We start from the raw sequence: 15,328 nt of genomic DNA on the forward strand, positions 1-15,328 counted from the left end.
ACGTAATTATACGTCAAATAAACTTTGATTTGTATATTTGCCCAAGAAAAACATTCAAACGATGGTGAAGGCTAAAAAAGAATTGTTCGATCAAGAGTTGCAGGATGCTGCCCGCTTTTTTAAGTGCCTGGGTCATCCTGCCCGTTTGGCCATTTTGCAGTATCTGGCATCGACAGATACCTGTATCATGGGGGATCTCTCTGACGAGTTGCCTTTAAGCAGAACGACCGTTAACCAACATCTGAAAGCGCTCAAAGAGTTGGGCATAATTAAAGGAGAGGTGGAAGGTGTACGCGTCAATTATTGTTTGAACGGGGACGTAATGGAAAGGCTGAAGAAAATGAGTATCCATTTTCTGGATTCTATTCATAGCTGTTCCTCAACCAGTTGTTCATAAGTAAAATCTAAATTTTATAAGCTGATGAAAGTGTTAATTCTTTGTACAGGAAATAGTTGCCGCAGCCAAATGGCCCATGGCTTTTTGCAGTCGTTTGACGATCGTATTGCCGTTAGCAGCGCCGGAACTGAGGCTTCCGGTCGCTTAAATGAAAAGGCCGTTCAGGTCATGAAAGAGGTCGGTATTGATATCAGTCACCACACCTCCGATTCGGTCGACAAATATTTGGGCGAAGCCTGGGATTATGTGATTACCGTATGCGGTGGGGCCAATGAGGCTTGCCCGGCTTTTATGGGGCAGGTAAAGCACCGCTTACACATTGGTTTTGATGATCCCTCGCATGCCGAAGGCACGCCTGAATTTATCATGAGTGAATTTTATCGTGTAAGGGATGAGATCAAGGCCGGCTTTCACAAGTTCTACACCGAGCAAATTAAGCCAGCCCTTTAATTTAATAGGAAACCTTATGAATTCTTCTAAAGCTTCGGGTGCTGGTATTTACAGTATAACCATATCAGCAAAAAAATAATTCGATTATGGCAGAAAAGAGAAAAATGGCATTTTTTGAAAAATACCTGACGCTGTGGGTGGCGTTGTGTATTGCAGGTGGTATCCTGCTGGGACAGTTGGCGGGTGATACCATTGAATTGTTAAGCAGTTGGGAAATAGCCAATGTGAATATTCCGGTAGCCATTCTTATCTGGTTGATGATCTACCCCATGATGCTTCAAATTGATTTCTCCAGTGTCAGGAAGGTAGGGCAAAAGCCAAAGGGCATCATTCTTACCGTGATTGTCAACTGGCTCATTAAGCCCTTTACAATGGCTTTTTTCGCCTGGGTTTTCTTTTCTAAAATCTATGGGGCCTTTATTGAGCCTGAACTGGCTGGTGAGTACATTGCCGGCGCCATTATTCTGGGGGCGGCTCCTTGCACGGCCATGGTGTTTGTCTGGAGTTACCTCACCAATGGGGATCCCAACTATACCCTGGTGCAGGTTTCGGTGAACGACCTGATTATTTTGGTGGCTTTTGTCCCCATTGTCGGTCTGCTCCTGGGAATTACCAATATCACCATACCTTATGATACCCTCGTGGCCAGTGTTATCGTATTTGTCGTTGTGCCCCTGTTGGCTGGTGTGATTACCCAAAAAATACTGATTAAATCGCATGGTGATAAGTGGTTCAAAGAGGTTTTTTTACAGAGGCTGCGTCCGGTGAGCATTGTGGCCCTGTTGGTAACCTTGCTGTTGCTGTTTGCCTTTCAGGGACAAAACATTGTCAATAATCCGCTGATTATATTGTTGGCAGCCATTCCGCTGGTCATACAGACTTACTTTATCTTTTTCCTGGCCTGGTACGGTGGCCGCTGGCTCAAGTTGCCCCATGCAGTATGCGCACCGGCTGCCATGATTGGCGCCAGTAATTTTTTCGAACTGGCTGTAGCCGTGGCTATTGCATTGTTTGGCTTACATTCGCCAGCCGCCCTGGTAACTGTGGTGGGCGTTTTGGTGGAAGTGCCGGTGATGCTGTCTTTGGTGTGGTTTGCCAACCGAAAAAGATATTAGCGTCCAGCGGTCGCGCCCTTTATGGTTTGTTGCGTTTATTTAACCTTGCGAATGAAGGTGCATAGAATCAAACAATTAAGAATCTGGGGCGGATGGCCGTACCCCGAGGTCCTATTAATTAGATGGATATTTTGGGGATATAATTCATAACTTTGCCGGATATGAAAATTCGATCGCTTTTCCATCCGGCAAAGTTTCCATTTTTTTATGGATACCTAGTTTTACTTGTTGGCACTATTGGTGTCTGGGCCAGTCTGCCCGGACAAACAGTGGGTGTTTCTACTTTTACCGATCCGGTAAAAGATGCACTGGGCTTGAGTCGCGACCAATTTAGTACGGCCTATATGATAGGCACGATTCTGAGTTCCTTTTTTATCAGCGCCGCCGGGCGCTGGTTCGACCGCTACGGTGCGCGCATAGTGGCTGCCGGATCGGCGCTTGTATTGGCTCTGGGTCTATTTATTGCTTCGTTCGTTGATGTCATGTCTTCCGGCATTCAATCGCTCCTGTCTGTCCAGCACTGGTTGGTTCCCTTTATTTTAATGGTGGCCCTCTTTTTTGTCTTTCGTTTTTCCGGACAGGGCGTTTTAACCATGTCGTCGCGCAACATGGTCATGAAGTGGTTTGAGCGTTACCGAGGTCGGGTCAATGCCTTTAGTGCCCTGGGAATTTCTTTGGGCTTTGCGATTGCACCGGTATTGATTGACCGCTTGATTATTGGTTACGACTGGGACGGGGCTTGGCAAATAATGGGCCTGGCCTTGCTGCTGATAACTGTTATGATCTTGCTTACTTTTAGGGATAGTCCCGAGAAATACGGATTGCTGGCCGATGGAAAAAAGGCACGTAAAGACAGTAAGGCCGTAGAGTCTAAGGAGCTGCGAAGTTTTGAGCCGCATGAGGCTTTCAAAACCAGGGCTTTTTGGATGTACTCCTTAATCTTGTCTTTTAACTCCTTTTTTATTACCGGTTTTACTTTTCATGTCGTTTCTATATTTGAATCAACGGGATATGCCCGGGCCGAGGCCATAGCCATATTTATCCCCATGTCGGTGGTCTCTGTGGCCGTATCGCTGTTTTTTAATTTCATATCGGATTGGTTACGTCTGAAGGTTTTGCTATACATCATGATTTTCGGTAGTTTTTTGGCAGGTGTCGGACTAATAGGGATGGGCCACGGATGGGGCTTGTACCTGCTGATTGCGGGACAGGGAATTTCCGGAGGTATGTTCTCTGTGCTAAATGCCGTAGCATGGCCGCGCTTGTACGGGCGTAAGTATATCGGGACTATTTCAGGTAAGGCCATGTCGATGATCGTTTTTGCCAGTGCCCTGGCACCGGTGGCTTTTAGCTTATCCTACACCAAAATTGGTTCCTATGCCTTTGTGGCCATACCGTCTTTAGCCTTTGTTTTGTATTTGTCCATCGCCTCCCTTAAAGCCAATAATCCCAGATTGCCGGAGACGATTAAATAGAAACTTTTCTGTTCATTCTTCCGTTATAAATAGCGTCAGAAAGAATTCGGATCAGCTATCGCCTTTTCTTGCCGGAAATTGAAAGATTTTTTTGGCGGGTAAGCGGCATTTGTGAAACGGGGTATGCATTTTGTATGTACCGTTGGTGGATAGAACAGTAGCGGTAATTAATTGAAAAAGGAAAACGATGATGCAGCAAAGGATGGTTCTTTTAATGGGAATGTTTTTTTGGATGGTAACGGCTCAGGCCCAGCAATTGGATGCCGAAGTGATGTTACAGGAAGTGAATAAAGCCAGAGGTCAAAAGTGTAAATGCGGCCATGAAAGACAGTCTGCCGCTCCTGCATTGGTTTGGGATGAAAAACTGGAGCGTGCCGCTCAAAGGCATGCGGATGATATGGCCCGCAAGAATTTCTTCAGCCATACCGGGTCCGATAAATCGACTGTGAGCAGTCGCGTCGACAAGGAAAAATTTGTATGGATGTTGGTGGGGGAAAACTTGGCCGACGGCTATAAAAATGAAGCCGATGTGGTTGCAGGCTGGATCACCAGTCCGGGCCACTGCAAAAACATCATGAACCCCGAATTTACGCACATGGGTGTAGCGGTTAGTAAGGATGGCAGGTACTGGGTGCAGGTGTTCGCCACGCCGATGGAATAGGTTAAGAGGTTGAGAGGTTAAGAGGTTGAGAGGTCAAGAGGTTGATAGGTCAAGAGGTTGATAGGGAAGGATAGGGTTGATGGGGTCGGATGGGTAAATAGGGCGTGAAGGTAGATAGGGATGGGAGGTGCAGCGTAGCGGAATCCCGCAAGGTGTTACGAAGGGTGGTTACCCGAAAAGCTCGATGCCTTTTAGGGTGAGGTAGCCCCACACGGCGTATCTGGCGGCCTTGCCGACCAGCATCCAAAGGGCGGTGGGGATAAAGCGGGTTTTGATGAGCCCCAGAACCACGGCAATGGGGTCGCCGATGACCGGTAGCCAGCAGAAAAATGCGATCCAGCCTTCTTTTCCGGCAATTCTTTGTCGGAGCCGTTCAATTTTTTCGGCCTTAATTTTCAGGTATTTCTCAATCCACGCCCACTTTCCCAGCCAGCCAATCCAATAGGAGGAAAGTCCGCCCAGCCAGTTGCCGGTGGTGGCGACGGCCAGACTGATGTAGGGATCAAATCCGGCTACCAGCATGCCCGACAGCACCATTTCTGAGCTGAAGGGCAGTACAGTGGCCGCCAGAAAACTGGCGGCAAACAGGGCCAAATATCCCAATTCGTTGATCATGCTACAAAAGTAATCTTTTAGTTGTTGGGTATCTATAGGTGTTTTTGCTATTTTTAGGACAAGTCCGACAGAGAAGGCATCTTTAATGCTACTTTTGTAGGGTTTAAAACCCAGATTCTTTGTTATGAAATAGTTCGTTATCGTTTCGTAAATCGTTAATATTATCTGACTTGTGCTGGCTGGTTGCAACAACATAACCTGCTGAATATTATGGGTTTATTTTTGTCTATCAACCTAATAATCTATTAACCTATCGATCTATTGTGTTATGGTATCTTCAAAAAAGGTGTTCAAGTTTCTTTTGTTCTTTTTGTTGTTGGGGCCGATGTTGCACAGTCAGCAACTCTTCTGGCATCCCGTGGTCCGCGATTCTATACCTGCTCGCCAACCGGGCGATCTGACTTTTAAAATGGCCTCCTCTTTTGTGTTTATTAACAATGAATTTTTTGGAGATATTGTGGAGGGCTATACCTTGCCCGCTTATCAGCTTGAACCTACAATGGTTTATTATGCCGGTGAGCGCTTTCGGCTAAGGGGGGGACTGCATTTGCAACAGTTTTTTGGTGAGAATGAAAGCATGACGGTCCGGCCCGTGATTTCCGCCACTGTTTTATTCTCTGATCAGCTGCAGCTGACCATGGGGGCCATTGACGGACACCTCCATCATGGATTGTCGGATGCGCTGTTTCATTACGAGCGGAGCATTGTTAATCCGGTAGAAAACGGTTTTCAGTTCCGGTATGAAGATGATAACTGGTGGGGTGATGCCTGGATGAGTTGGGAACAGTATATTGAGCAGGGAGATAGCATTCCGGAGATCTTCACGGCCGGCATAAGTGCCCGAAGGCACTTATTGAACTCGGATTCCGGATGGAAACTGGATCTCCCGCTTCAAGCCCTTGTGATGCATCGGGGCGGACAAATTAGTGATTTTGAGGAAGCTGGAGCCAACTTTATGAATTTATCATCGGGATTGGAATTAGAAAAGCGGCAGTCGGGGTTTGTCAAAAAAGCCGGATGGTTTGGACATTTTCTGGTTTACAATGAATTGAAGGAGGCCCATCCTTCCGGTATCAATAAGGGGCACGCTTTTTATACAGGTGTGGTTTTAGAATCCTCCCAAAACAGCTTAATGTTAGGTTACTGGAAGGCCGATCGCTTTCTGTCATCGCGGGGAAACCCGATTTTTCATTCTGTTTCCGATTTTATGGAAAACACCTGGTGGGCCGACCGGTCCATGCTGACCGGAAAGCTGTTGTGGCATAAAAAGGTGCTGCCCGATGTGGTGTTCTCTTTGCTGGTGGATGGCTATTATGACTTGAGCAGCGAACAGTTCGACTATGCTTACGGCATCAGAATTGGTTTTACCCCTGAGTTATTAATAACGAATATTCTACCGCTCAGGTAGTTCAGCGTTACAAATGACCTATCCACCTAACGGTCCATTGATTTTTAGTATTCCGTTTTGTGGGGCAGGTTGGCCCACTGTTTAAAAGTGGCTATGGCTTCCTCCCCGAGCATGGGCTCCATTAGAATGCTGCGTTTCTGGAGGGGCAATTGTATTTCTTTATATATAAAGTCGTCATCAAAACCAATTCCTGCTGCATCCTGGCGGTTGTTGCCAAAAAACACGTGTGGGATGCGGGCCCAGTAAATGGCACCCAGACACATGGGGCAGGGTTCGCAGGTTGTGTAAAGGGTGCAGTCGCTCAGGTTGTAATCGTTAAGATTCTGTGATGCCTCCCGAATGGCCAGAATTTCGGCATGGGCGGTGGGGTCGTTGTGGTTCGTTACCTGATTGGAACCGGCGCCCACCACTTCGTTCTGGCGCACAATGACTGCCCCAAAGGGGCCGCCGCCCATCTGAATGTTTTTGTTGGCCAGGTCAATGGCCATGCGCATGTATTTCGTATGATTGTGCATGATATTTTTGGCGTAGGTAACACACAAAGATATAAAAAATAGGGCTAAGGTTTATTTCTGTCATCGGACTAAAAACTTTGCTAATGCATTGGTAGTTACAAAAAAATCGCGTACTTTTGCGGCCGATTATTATCCGAAAAATAGGTGTAATTAAATTGGAATCAGGTCATTGTTCACCGCCTTAGTAGTCACGCCCGTCTGCTGAGGTGCCCGCCTGGCGCCGTTTGTACACCGGCAAATTGTTTTAATTAATGTAGGTCTCATTTAAATTGAAGAAAGACTGTGGATACTTTAAGTTACAAGACCAATTCAGCTACGCCTGCAACTATTCAGAAAGAATGGTTAGTGGTAGATGCTACTGACAAAGTGTTGGGTAGGCTGGGTTCGGAAGTGGCAAAGCTCCTAAGAGGGAAGCACAAGCCAAATTACACACCCAACCTTGATTGTGGTGATAATGTAATTATTATCAATGCCGATAAAGTAAAATTGACCGGCAAGAAGTGGGATGACAGGGTATTCTTTTACCATAGCGGTTACCCCGGCGGACAAAGAGAAGTAACACCAGCCATGCTTTTTGCAAAAAGCCCTGAGCGTCTGGTAGAACGTACTGTCAGAGGTATGTTGCCCAAAACTAAATTGGGTCGTGAACTCTTTAGAAACCTATTTGTGTATGCAGGCCCTGAGCACAAGCAAGAAGCTCAAAAGCCAAGGGCTATTGATTTAAACACCATTAAATAATCGTTATGGAAGTAATTAATGCCATTGGAAGAAGAAAGGCTGCCGTTGCCCGTATTTATCTAAGTGAAGGAAAAGGGCAAATCACCATTAACAAAAGAGCGTTGGAAGTTTATTTCCCGGCTGCCACTTTGCAGTATGTGGTGAAACAACCGCTTGAATTGTTAAATGTTGCCGGCAACTACGACATTAAAGTAAATCTTGACGGAGGTGGTATCAAAGGACAAGCCGAGGCTTTACGTCTGGCCATTTCCCGTGCACTCGTAAAAATTAATGCAGAAGACAAATCTGCTTTGCGTCAAAGCGGTTTCATGACTCGTGACTCACGGGTGGTTGAAAGGAAGAAGCCGGGTCGTCCAAAAGCAAGGAAGAGATTCCAGTTCAGTAAGCGTTAATAATACAGCTCAGGTGCGTTTAGTATCTAAATCGGTAAGATTTCTGCAGAGGAACTACTTATCGGTTGCCTGAAAACAAAGAATGTAAACGACTTTAAAAATTAAGAAATGCCAAAATTAGAATTTCAACAGTTACTTGATGCCGGAGTACACTTCGGTCACTTAAGAAGAAAGTGGAACCCGGCGATGGCTCCCTATATTTTTATGGAGCGTAACGGCATCCATATTATAGACTTGCATAAGACGGCTGTTAAAGCCGACGAGGCTGCCACAGCATTAAAACAAATTGCTAAATCAGGACGGAAAATATTATTTGTAGCTACTAAAAAGCAGGCCAAAGACATTATTGCCGACAAAGTAGGGTCAGTGAACATGCCTTATGTTGTTGAGCGTTGGCCTGGTGGTATGCTTACCAACTTCCCAACCATTCGTAAAGCGGTTAAAAAGATGACCTCTATTGACCGTATGATGGGTGAGCAAAGTTGGATCAGTCTTTCTAAAAGAGAAAAATTACAGATTGCCCGTCAGCGTGCTAAAATGGAAAAGACCCTTGGTAGTATTGCTGATCTTAACAGATTACCTGCAGCGATGTTTGTAATCGATGTTATGAAAGAGCACATTGCTGTTAAAGAGGCCATCCGTTTGAACATCCCGGTATTTGCTATGGTGGATACCAACTCAGATCCCCGCAACATTGACTTTGTGATCCCAGCCAACGATGATGCTTCTAAATCCATAGAAGTGATTATTGGTGCCATGACCGATGCCATTAAAGAAGGCTTGTCTGAGCGTAAAGCCGACAAGGACTCCGATGCATCAGCCAAGGAGAAAAACGCAGCGCCAAAAGCCAAAAAAGGCGAAGGACGTGCCCGCGTTAAAGCCCGCAAAGAAGATGAGGGTGAGAAAAATGAAGCTGAGAAAGAAGAAGTAGAAGGAGCGGTTAACGAAGCGGATAATACTGCCTCTGACGAGGTTAAGGAATAGTTATTCGGTTATACTTTGTTTATTAATCTTATTTAAAACAACAATTTGGGGAAAAGGAGGCATCCTTTCCCCAAATGTTTTATTTCTAAAAAGAAAAAATTATGGCTATATCTGCTGCTGACGTAAGTAAATTGAGAAAAACAACCGGTGCCGGAATGATGGACTGTAAAAACGCCCTAGCCGAAGCCGATGGTGACTTTGATAAAGCTATTGATATCATTCGCAAAAAAGGTCAGGCCATTGCCAATAAGCGTGCCGATCGTGAGGCTACGGAAGGTGTTGTGCTTTCAAGCGTGTCTGCCGATGGCAAAAAGGGGGCATTAATGGTTTTGAATTGCGAGACCGACTTTGTAGCTAAGAACGAGAGTTTTATTGCTTTGGCAGAGTCTATCCTGAATTTGGCTTTGAACAGCGATGCCAAATCGGTGGACGACGTTAAAGAGCTTCAATTGAATGGTGTGGCTGTTAAAGATGTTATCACTGAGCAAATTGGTGTCATTGGCGAAAAGCTGGATATGCCTTATTACGACGTGGTAAATGCTGAAACAGTAGTGGCTTACATTCACCCGGGTAACAAACTGGCCACTTTGGTTGGTTTAAATCAGGCTGGTGTGGATGTTCAGATTGGTCGCGACGTGGCCATGCAGGTGGCTGCTATGAACCCCGTTTCTGTTGACCGTGATTCTGTTCCACAGGAAGTGATTGACAAAGAACTGGAAATTGCCAAAGATCTGACCCGTCAGGAAGGTAAACCAGAAGACATGGTTGAGAAAATCGCCATGGGCCGTTTGAGCAAATTCTTCAAGGAAAGCACCTTGCTGGATCAGGTTTTCGTTAAAGACGGAAAAATCAGCATCCGTGAGCACTTGCAGAAAACCGACAAAGGGCTTACTGTAACTGAATTCAAGCGTTACTCATTGAGCAACTAATAAATTCCAATACCTTCGGGTGTTACAATATCAAAGAGGCTGCCTGTACGGGTGGCCTCTTTTTGCTTGAATCCGAACCAAATCAAGTATTCCAACCGGCTTTAAAACCTTCAATGATATCAGGTAGATTATTATAAACATAAATGATGGCAGCAATGATTAAAAAGGCAGTTAAGTTAGCCGACATTTCGTTTTAGTTTTTTATTCTCCTTCAACAGAGACTCCCAATTTTCATTATTTTCCTTCATAGATGTAATGATATAGTTAGTAAAACTTCTTACTTTGACTAATAAATGATGAAATCTTAGTGCTGATGCATTTAATTTAATGTCCTATTTCGATTGCCAAATTGAACCTTATTAACTAATGGAGAATAAGTCAATTAGGGTAATTTGTGCTTACCAAGAATTAATTGTAATTTCAAATTCCCTAAAAAGAATAAGCCCTATAGGTCAACAGAATCAATGGTTCTCGATAATTATTCAATAATTAACGCATCACTAGTAATGAAGTCTTATTCGATGTTTGTAAAAACTTCGCTTAAATGCCCCCACTAATTTAAGAACTACTATGTTTTGCTAATTCCTTAGCAATATGCGAAAATAATATTTTTTATTGCGTACCAAGATAGAAATTATTTAAAATTTTCAACATTGGCTCTGCACCGATTGCAAATCGGTGCGAATGGAATAATCTCTGCATATTTTTTAAAGTCATCCGTTTGTGATAGCATTCGTAAAAAAGAGTACAATGTACGTTTTGGTATTTTTAAAAAGGCAATACCGCATTGTAACGGTATTGCCATCATAAAGAATAAACAGTATGATTTAGAGCCAAGCCATACCGTCATAACAGGAAGCGTCAGGTCCTGAATTTATAAAATTCCATGCCGATCTTGCTCCTCTGCCAAAACTATAACATAGGTCATACAGGAAGTTATCACCTCCATCGATATTCACACAATCTTCGAGGCTCATTTCTTTGCAGCCAATATTCATTAGATTATCCATAGTAATTTCGTATTTTAAAAATATTAACTATTCCATCCTGCTTTAAAGCCTTCAACCATATCGCTCTTATTATTATAAAGATATATAATAGCTCCTGCTATTGCAAGGGCAGTTCCTATCCCTCCGCCATTTGTTAGCTTAACTTCGAGAGGATCCAGTTCTTGAAGATTTTCATTGCCAAATTCTAAACTTTTCATGTTAATGTATCTTGTAATATTTCCCAACCATCATCGGGCGTTGGCGGTCTCCCAATCATGGAGGTTATCTGTTTAGCTAGCATGCCAGAAAACCTCCAATCATACTGCTAAATTAGTGCTGCTGCGTGCAGAAAAAAAGCACGGTAGAAATTTGACACATTTTCCTCCAATGGTTTTTGTGTTTTCTTCAGTTTCTAGCACTTCTAGGTTAAAGTGGATTTTTAGTTTCTTATTGTTGTCAAAATAGAAACTATTGTATTTTCGGGAATAGCCAATTTCCATTCCTAAGTCTTTTAATTCTTCTAAATAGTTATAGAGTTGACGCCTGCTCAGGTTAAGTCGATTTGCCAGTTCTTCTGGAGAACCAGTGTTTTGTTCATGAATGAGCTTGTTAAGGATCTGAAATCTTTCAATTTGCTTTACGAAGTTCATGGCGATGGGGGGGGAAGTTAAACATCAGAATGGATTAATTCACTTAACACAGGAATTTGTCTTTGCCACATATGGTAATATTTACCTTTTTGATAGTATAGTTCTTGGTGAGTTCCTTCTTCCAATAATTGGCCATTTTCCAGTACTACAATTTTATCGGCATTCATTACAGTGCTTAAGCGGTGCGCAATTACAATTAGCGTTTTTCCTTTATTTAAAAGGTCTTCCAAAGTTTTCTGAACAAAAATTTCTGACTCTGAGTCCAGCGATGAAGTGGCTTCATCAAGAATCAGCACATCCGGATTTTTATACAATGCCCTAGCTATGGCCAATCGCTGTTTTTGTCCTCCTGAAAGCGTGGCCCCGTTTTCTCCAATATACGTTTCAAAACCAGCTGGTAGCTTTTCAATGAAGTTTAGTATTCCAAGTAATCTGCATATTTCCAGAATCTTTTCCATATCAGGTTGGAATTCACCAATGGCTATGTTTTCAATGATATTGCCCGCGAACAGATCCAGTTTTTGGGGTACACTGGAGATGATATCCCGCATGCTTGAATTGGTGAAGTAGTTGATGTTGTGATCTCCGATATAAATAGCGCCATTATTGATTGGATATAGTTTTAATAGGAGTCCTGCCAGGGTTGTTTTTCCTGAGCCGCTTTCACCTATGATGGCGGTCATCATGCCTTTGGGGATGGTCAGATTAAAGTCTTTGAACACTTCAACTCTGGTTCCATAACTAAAACTGATATTTTCGAATCGGATGTCTCCCAAAAATTCTTGTCGGAGGTCAATCTTGTTATCGTCTGATTCCCTTTCCAGATCCATTATCTCAAAAAGACGATCTGCTGCAATCAGAGCGTTTTGGATGGTTTTATTCATTCCGATTAACCCGGCCGCAGGGCCAGTTAAATAGCCTAGTATTGCATAAAAGGAGAGGAGCTCTCCTGGCGTTATGCTTTGGTTGATAACATAATAAGATCCAACCCATAGAAGGATTATGGTGAAGATACGATTGAGGAATTCAGACGAATTGGATGAAAATACTGAATTTATACCCGAACGATAAATTGTTTTTAATAAGGTAATAAAACGTACTTCTGTTTTAACATTGGCATACTCTTCCAATCCAAATTGTTTGATGGTTTTTACGGAATTTAAAGATTCTACCAACTGGCTTTCCAGCTCTGCCGCCTGCTCCATCAGTTTTCTTTCCCTTTTTTTGTTGAGATTGTTGGTGATGGCATAAACTACAACATACAATGGCATTATTATGGCCATTATAAGTGCCAGCTTCCAGCTATATATAAACATCAAACCAAATGAAAAGGCAACTATAAAGACATTTACTATTAAAGAAACAGCTGTGTCGTTGATGAATGCTCTTATTTTTACTGCATCGTTTATTCTGGAAATGATTTCACCGACGCGCATGGTATCAAAAAAACGCTGTGGAAGTTTCAGCAGGTGCTTGTAATAGCCCAGAATGAGTTGTGCATCAATTTTCTGCCCGGTTCTAAGCATTAAGATGGTTTTAGATACGCCGATAAATATCTGGAATATTAATAAAACAATCATCGCGACGCTTAGGAGGTTTAGCAGGTTTGTATTCCCACCGACCAAAACGTAGTCCGTAATTTTTTGAATGTAGATGGAGGTGGAAAGTCCAAGTAAGGTATAAACAATCGCACCGATTAGTGCTTGCGTTAGTATGCTTTTGTGAGGTTTAAGTAAAAAGAGGAATCTGCTGATGTTTGAGATTTTTTCACTTCCGGTTTTGAAACTTTCTCCGGGGACCAGAAGCATCAGGACTCCTGTCCACATATCACTAAACTCCTCAATTGTGCGTTTGTGCATTTGTCCATCAGCCGGGTCCATATATTCGACCCCAGCATCAGAAACTCTGTAAAGGACGACGTAATGATGCAGAACCTTGTTAACAATCACATGGGCAATGGCTGGCAAAGGGATTTTGGGTAAAGCATCAGCTCCTCCTTTTACCCCTTTGGCTGTAAATCCAATCTTCTCGGCTGCTTTTATCATGCCTAAAAGGTTGGTCCCTTTCTTGTCTGTTCCCGCCATCTGCCGGATTCGGGCAACCGGTAACTGAAGTTTATAGTGCGAAGCTACTGATGCAAGGCAAGCCGCACCGCAGTCTGTTATATCTCTTTGCTTAACTTTAATTGACATGCTTATGCATTTTGGAGTTTAGGGTTTAGCCAGTTATCTACTTTGTCAAACAGTAACTGGAATAGGCTTCTTTTGGTGAGGTCAAAACGACTTGTAATCGTCATCCCTTTTTTGAGGAGGCCCTTGTGGCCTGTCTTTAAAGCTAAATGATGCTGATTTATTTTGCAGCGAATCCGGAAAACCGGGTTGTTTTCAAAAGAAATAATATCTTCAGAAATATGTGAAACTTCACCATGGATAAGCCCCCATTGGTTGTAATTGAAAGCATCAACCTGGATTCTTACAGGTTGTTCTATAAATATAAAGCCAATATCCTTTGGTGAAATATAGCATTCAACAATCAGTTCATCGTCTGGTGAAATTTGAGCCAAAATTTGCCCTGGATTTATAAAACTGCCGGTCTGAATGCCCGTTGTATGACTCAACACCCCAGTAGTTGGTGCAGTTATAATGAATTGCGTTTTTTCTTCTTTTAACTGTCGGATGGAGGACTCAATCTGTGCACTTTCTCTAATGATTTTTGTCCGTTCTGATTCCCAGCTGTTTTTAGTTTGTTTTTGATAGAGGTCTAGTTGGGATTGAAACAGTTCATATTGATTTTTTACCTGCAAGTATTCCATTTCGGCAGTGACTTTCTCGTTGTAAAGATGTTCTGCCAATGTGTATTCCTTTTCAATCATTTGAAAAGTAACACTCATCTCTTCGAGTTTGGCTTTATATTGGCCTGCTTCCTGCATAAACCTTGGTGATTGAACGGAAAAACGCCCAGCCAACAAAGCTTTTAAATCATCTATGAACTCTTTGTTCTCTCTACTTTGCTTCTGGTAATAACTGATTTGTTCATCAACCCTGTCAGCTCTCAGCATTAACAAGGTATCTCCTTTTTGAACAAATTGGCCTTCATGGATATTAGAATACCGAACTTGCCCATAGATGGAGACCTGGAGGCTAATGTTCTCATAATAAGTACGAACAATCCCTCTGCCTTGCGTGCTTACAGTTACTTTAACTAGGGGGAGCAAAATTAATGTGAGCAAAATAGCCAAAACAAGTCCCACATAAATCAACCTGAAGCGTTTATTGTTTTCTACAAAATGGCTTTCTGCGGAGAATTCTATTATTTCACTTGGGAATAGATTTTTTTTATCCATTGCAGGTCAGGGTTAGGAATTGAGGTACAACAATAAAGTCAACAAGATGGTATCACTTGTTTTTATTCAGATTTTTGAATTTGATGGTGCTGAAAAATGCGCCAGAAAACGCAGATATCGATGGCTTGTGTTGAGTGGTGAATGACATCTTTTGCCATTCTTAGAACTGGAGAATTTGATTTGTTAGGTTTCATCTGGGTTAGGTATGAATTGATAATTGTTTGCAAATTAAACGAATTTGTGATAAAAATCATATAGATGGGGGGGTAAAATTTATTAATATTTGTCGCTTTTTGATTTAGAGTTGATTGTAAAGTGCAATTAGCCTACCTTAAATCAATTATTTGTTGTCGCTACCGAAGACCTAGAAACACAATATAGAAGCATCAAAAGCAAAATATGGAGCACCTCTCACGACAAAAACCGCCAACAAATTATATAATCGCTAAAAAAATGCCTTATTTTTGAAGCTCAATTCTGAATCATAAAGAAACCAATCATGCAATACAAAAGGATACTCTTAAAGTTGAGCGGTGAGTCGCTCATGGGCGAACAAGGCTACGGCATTGATGCCAATCGTTTAAATGATTATGCGGAACAGATCAGTGAGATTGCTGCCCTGGGTGTCCAGATAGGGATTGTGATTGGGGGAGGAAATATTTTCAGG

General features: G+C 42.8%; 17 protein-coding genes. 11 read left to right on the forward strand and 6 right to left on the reverse strand.

Translation table 11 applies throughout. The features are described from left to right. Window positions 1–61: 61 nt before the first annotated feature. The 5 genes from JCM15548_RS06685 (at window position 62) to JCM15548_RS06705 (ending at window position 4,098) form a co-directional block, all read left to right on the forward strand. Entirely contained in the window at window positions 62–397 is a 336-nt protein-coding gene (locus JCM15548_RS06685; protein ID WP_062123691.1) for an ArsR/SmtB family transcription factor, read from the forward strand. Between the two features lie 24 nt (window positions 398–421). Further along, window positions 422–847, forward strand: a complete 426-nt coding sequence (locus JCM15548_RS06690; protein WP_062123693.1) for an arsenate reductase ArsC — start codon at window positions 422–424, stop codon at window positions 845–847. A gap of 86 nt (window positions 848–933) precedes the next feature. Further along, window positions 934–1,962: an ACR3 family arsenite efflux transporter gene (arsB, locus tag JCM15548_RS06695; RefSeq protein WP_062123695.1), complete on the forward strand. Its 1,029-nt coding sequence runs from the start codon at window positions 934–936 to the stop codon at window positions 1,960–1,962. A 161-nt stretch (window positions 1,963–2,123) separates the two neighbouring features. Continuing rightward, window positions 2,124–3,437, forward strand: coding sequence for an MFS transporter (locus JCM15548_RS06700; protein WP_062123697.1), 1,314 nt, complete (start codon window positions 2,124–2,126; stop codon window positions 3,435–3,437). A 187-nt stretch (window positions 3,438–3,624) separates the two neighbouring features. After that, window positions 3,625–4,098 (forward strand): CAP domain-containing protein, encoded by a 474-nt coding sequence (locus JCM15548_RS06705; protein ID WP_157482479.1) that lies wholly within the window; start codon window positions 3,625–3,627, stop codon window positions 4,096–4,098. 168 nt (window positions 4,099–4,266) lie between these two features. On the opposite strand, the gene JCM15548_RS06710 is transcribed toward JCM15548_RS06705, so the two are convergent. Next, a complete protein-coding gene (locus tag JCM15548_RS06710; protein ID WP_062123699.1) occupies window positions 4,267–4,713 on the reverse strand; it encodes a YqaA family protein in 447 nt (148 codons plus the stop codon). A 268-nt stretch (window positions 4,714–4,981) separates the two neighbouring features. Here JCM15548_RS06710 and JCM15548_RS06715 point away from each other — a divergent pair, with 268 nt between their 5' ends. Continuing rightward, window positions 4,982–6,121 (forward strand): lipid A deacylase, encoded by a 1,140-nt coding sequence (locus JCM15548_RS06715; protein WP_062123701.1) that lies wholly within the window; start codon window positions 4,982–4,984, stop codon window positions 6,119–6,121. 44 nt (window positions 6,122–6,165) lie between these two features. Here JCM15548_RS06715 and JCM15548_RS06720 read toward each other — a convergent pair whose 3' ends face one another. Next, window positions 6,166–6,636 carry a nucleoside deaminase gene (locus JCM15548_RS06720; RefSeq protein WP_062123702.1) on the reverse strand — a complete coding sequence of 157 codons (471 nt, stop codon included), beginning with the start codon at window positions 6,634–6,636 and terminating at the stop codon, window positions 6,166–6,168. Window positions 6,637–6,918: 282 nt separating this feature from the next. On the opposite strand from JCM15548_RS06720, the gene rplM reads away from it, so the two are divergent. From rplM to tsf, 4 genes are all read left to right on the forward strand, one after another. Then, complete coding sequence (gene rplM, locus JCM15548_RS06725) at window positions 6,919–7,374, forward strand: 50S ribosomal protein L13 (protein WP_062123705.1); 456 nt, start codon at window positions 6,919–6,921, stop codon at window positions 7,372–7,374. Between the two features lie 5 nt (window positions 7,375–7,379). Continuing rightward, window positions 7,380–7,766, forward strand: coding sequence for a 30S ribosomal protein S9 (rpsI, locus tag JCM15548_RS06730; RefSeq protein WP_062123707.1), 387 nt, complete (start codon window positions 7,380–7,382; stop codon window positions 7,764–7,766). Window positions 7,767–7,874: 108 nt separating this feature from the next. After that, window positions 7,875–8,750 carry a 30S ribosomal protein S2 gene (gene rpsB, locus JCM15548_RS06735; protein WP_062123709.1) on the forward strand — a complete coding sequence of 292 codons (876 nt, stop codon included), beginning with the start codon at window positions 7,875–7,877 and terminating at the stop codon, window positions 8,748–8,750. A gap of 101 nt (window positions 8,751–8,851) precedes the next feature. Continuing rightward, window positions 8,852–9,679 carry a translation elongation factor Ts gene (gene tsf / locus JCM15548_RS06740; RefSeq protein ID WP_062123711.1) on the forward strand — a complete coding sequence of 276 codons (828 nt, stop codon included), beginning with the start codon at window positions 8,852–8,854 and terminating at the stop codon, window positions 9,677–9,679. 1,033 nt (window positions 9,680–10,712) lie between these two features. Here the strand turns inward: tsf and JCM15548_RS21555 are convergent. From JCM15548_RS21555 to JCM15548_RS06760, 4 genes are all read right to left on the reverse strand, one after another. Continuing rightward, the gene (locus JCM15548_RS21555) at window positions 10,713–10,886 is read right to left on the reverse strand and encodes a lactobin A/cerein 7B family class IIb bacteriocin (protein WP_157482483.1); all 174 of its coding nucleotides are present in this window, start codon (window positions 10,884–10,886) and stop codon (window positions 10,713–10,715) included. 99 nt (window positions 10,887–10,985) lie between these two features. Then, window positions 10,986–11,318 (reverse strand): helix-turn-helix domain-containing protein, encoded by a 333-nt coding sequence (locus tag JCM15548_RS06750; RefSeq protein WP_062123715.1) that lies wholly within the window; start codon window positions 11,316–11,318, stop codon window positions 10,986–10,988. Window positions 11,319–11,335: 17 nt separating this feature from the next. Beyond that, the gene (locus JCM15548_RS06755; protein WP_062123717.1) at window positions 11,336–13,510 is read right to left on the reverse strand and encodes a peptidase domain-containing ABC transporter; all 2,175 of its coding nucleotides are present in this window, start codon (window positions 13,508–13,510) and stop codon (window positions 11,336–11,338) included. 2 nt (window positions 13,511–13,512) lie between these two features. Beyond that, window positions 13,513–14,661: an HlyD family secretion protein gene (locus JCM15548_RS06760; protein WP_062123719.1), complete on the reverse strand. Its 1,149-nt coding sequence runs from the start codon at window positions 14,659–14,661 to the stop codon at window positions 13,513–13,515. A gap of 499 nt (window positions 14,662–15,160) precedes the next feature. Here JCM15548_RS06760 and JCM15548_RS26200 point away from each other — a divergent pair. Further along, window positions 15,161–15,328 (forward strand): amino acid kinase family protein (locus JCM15548_RS26200; RefSeq protein ID WP_439645445.1); only part of this gene is annotated, 168 nt, incomplete at its 3' end.

Origin of the sequence: Geofilum rubicundum JCM 15548 (genome assembly GCF_000974365.1) — a bacterium.
Classification (GTDB): domain Bacteria; phylum Bacteroidota; class Bacteroidia; order Bacteroidales; family Marinilabiliaceae; genus Geofilum; species Geofilum rubicundum.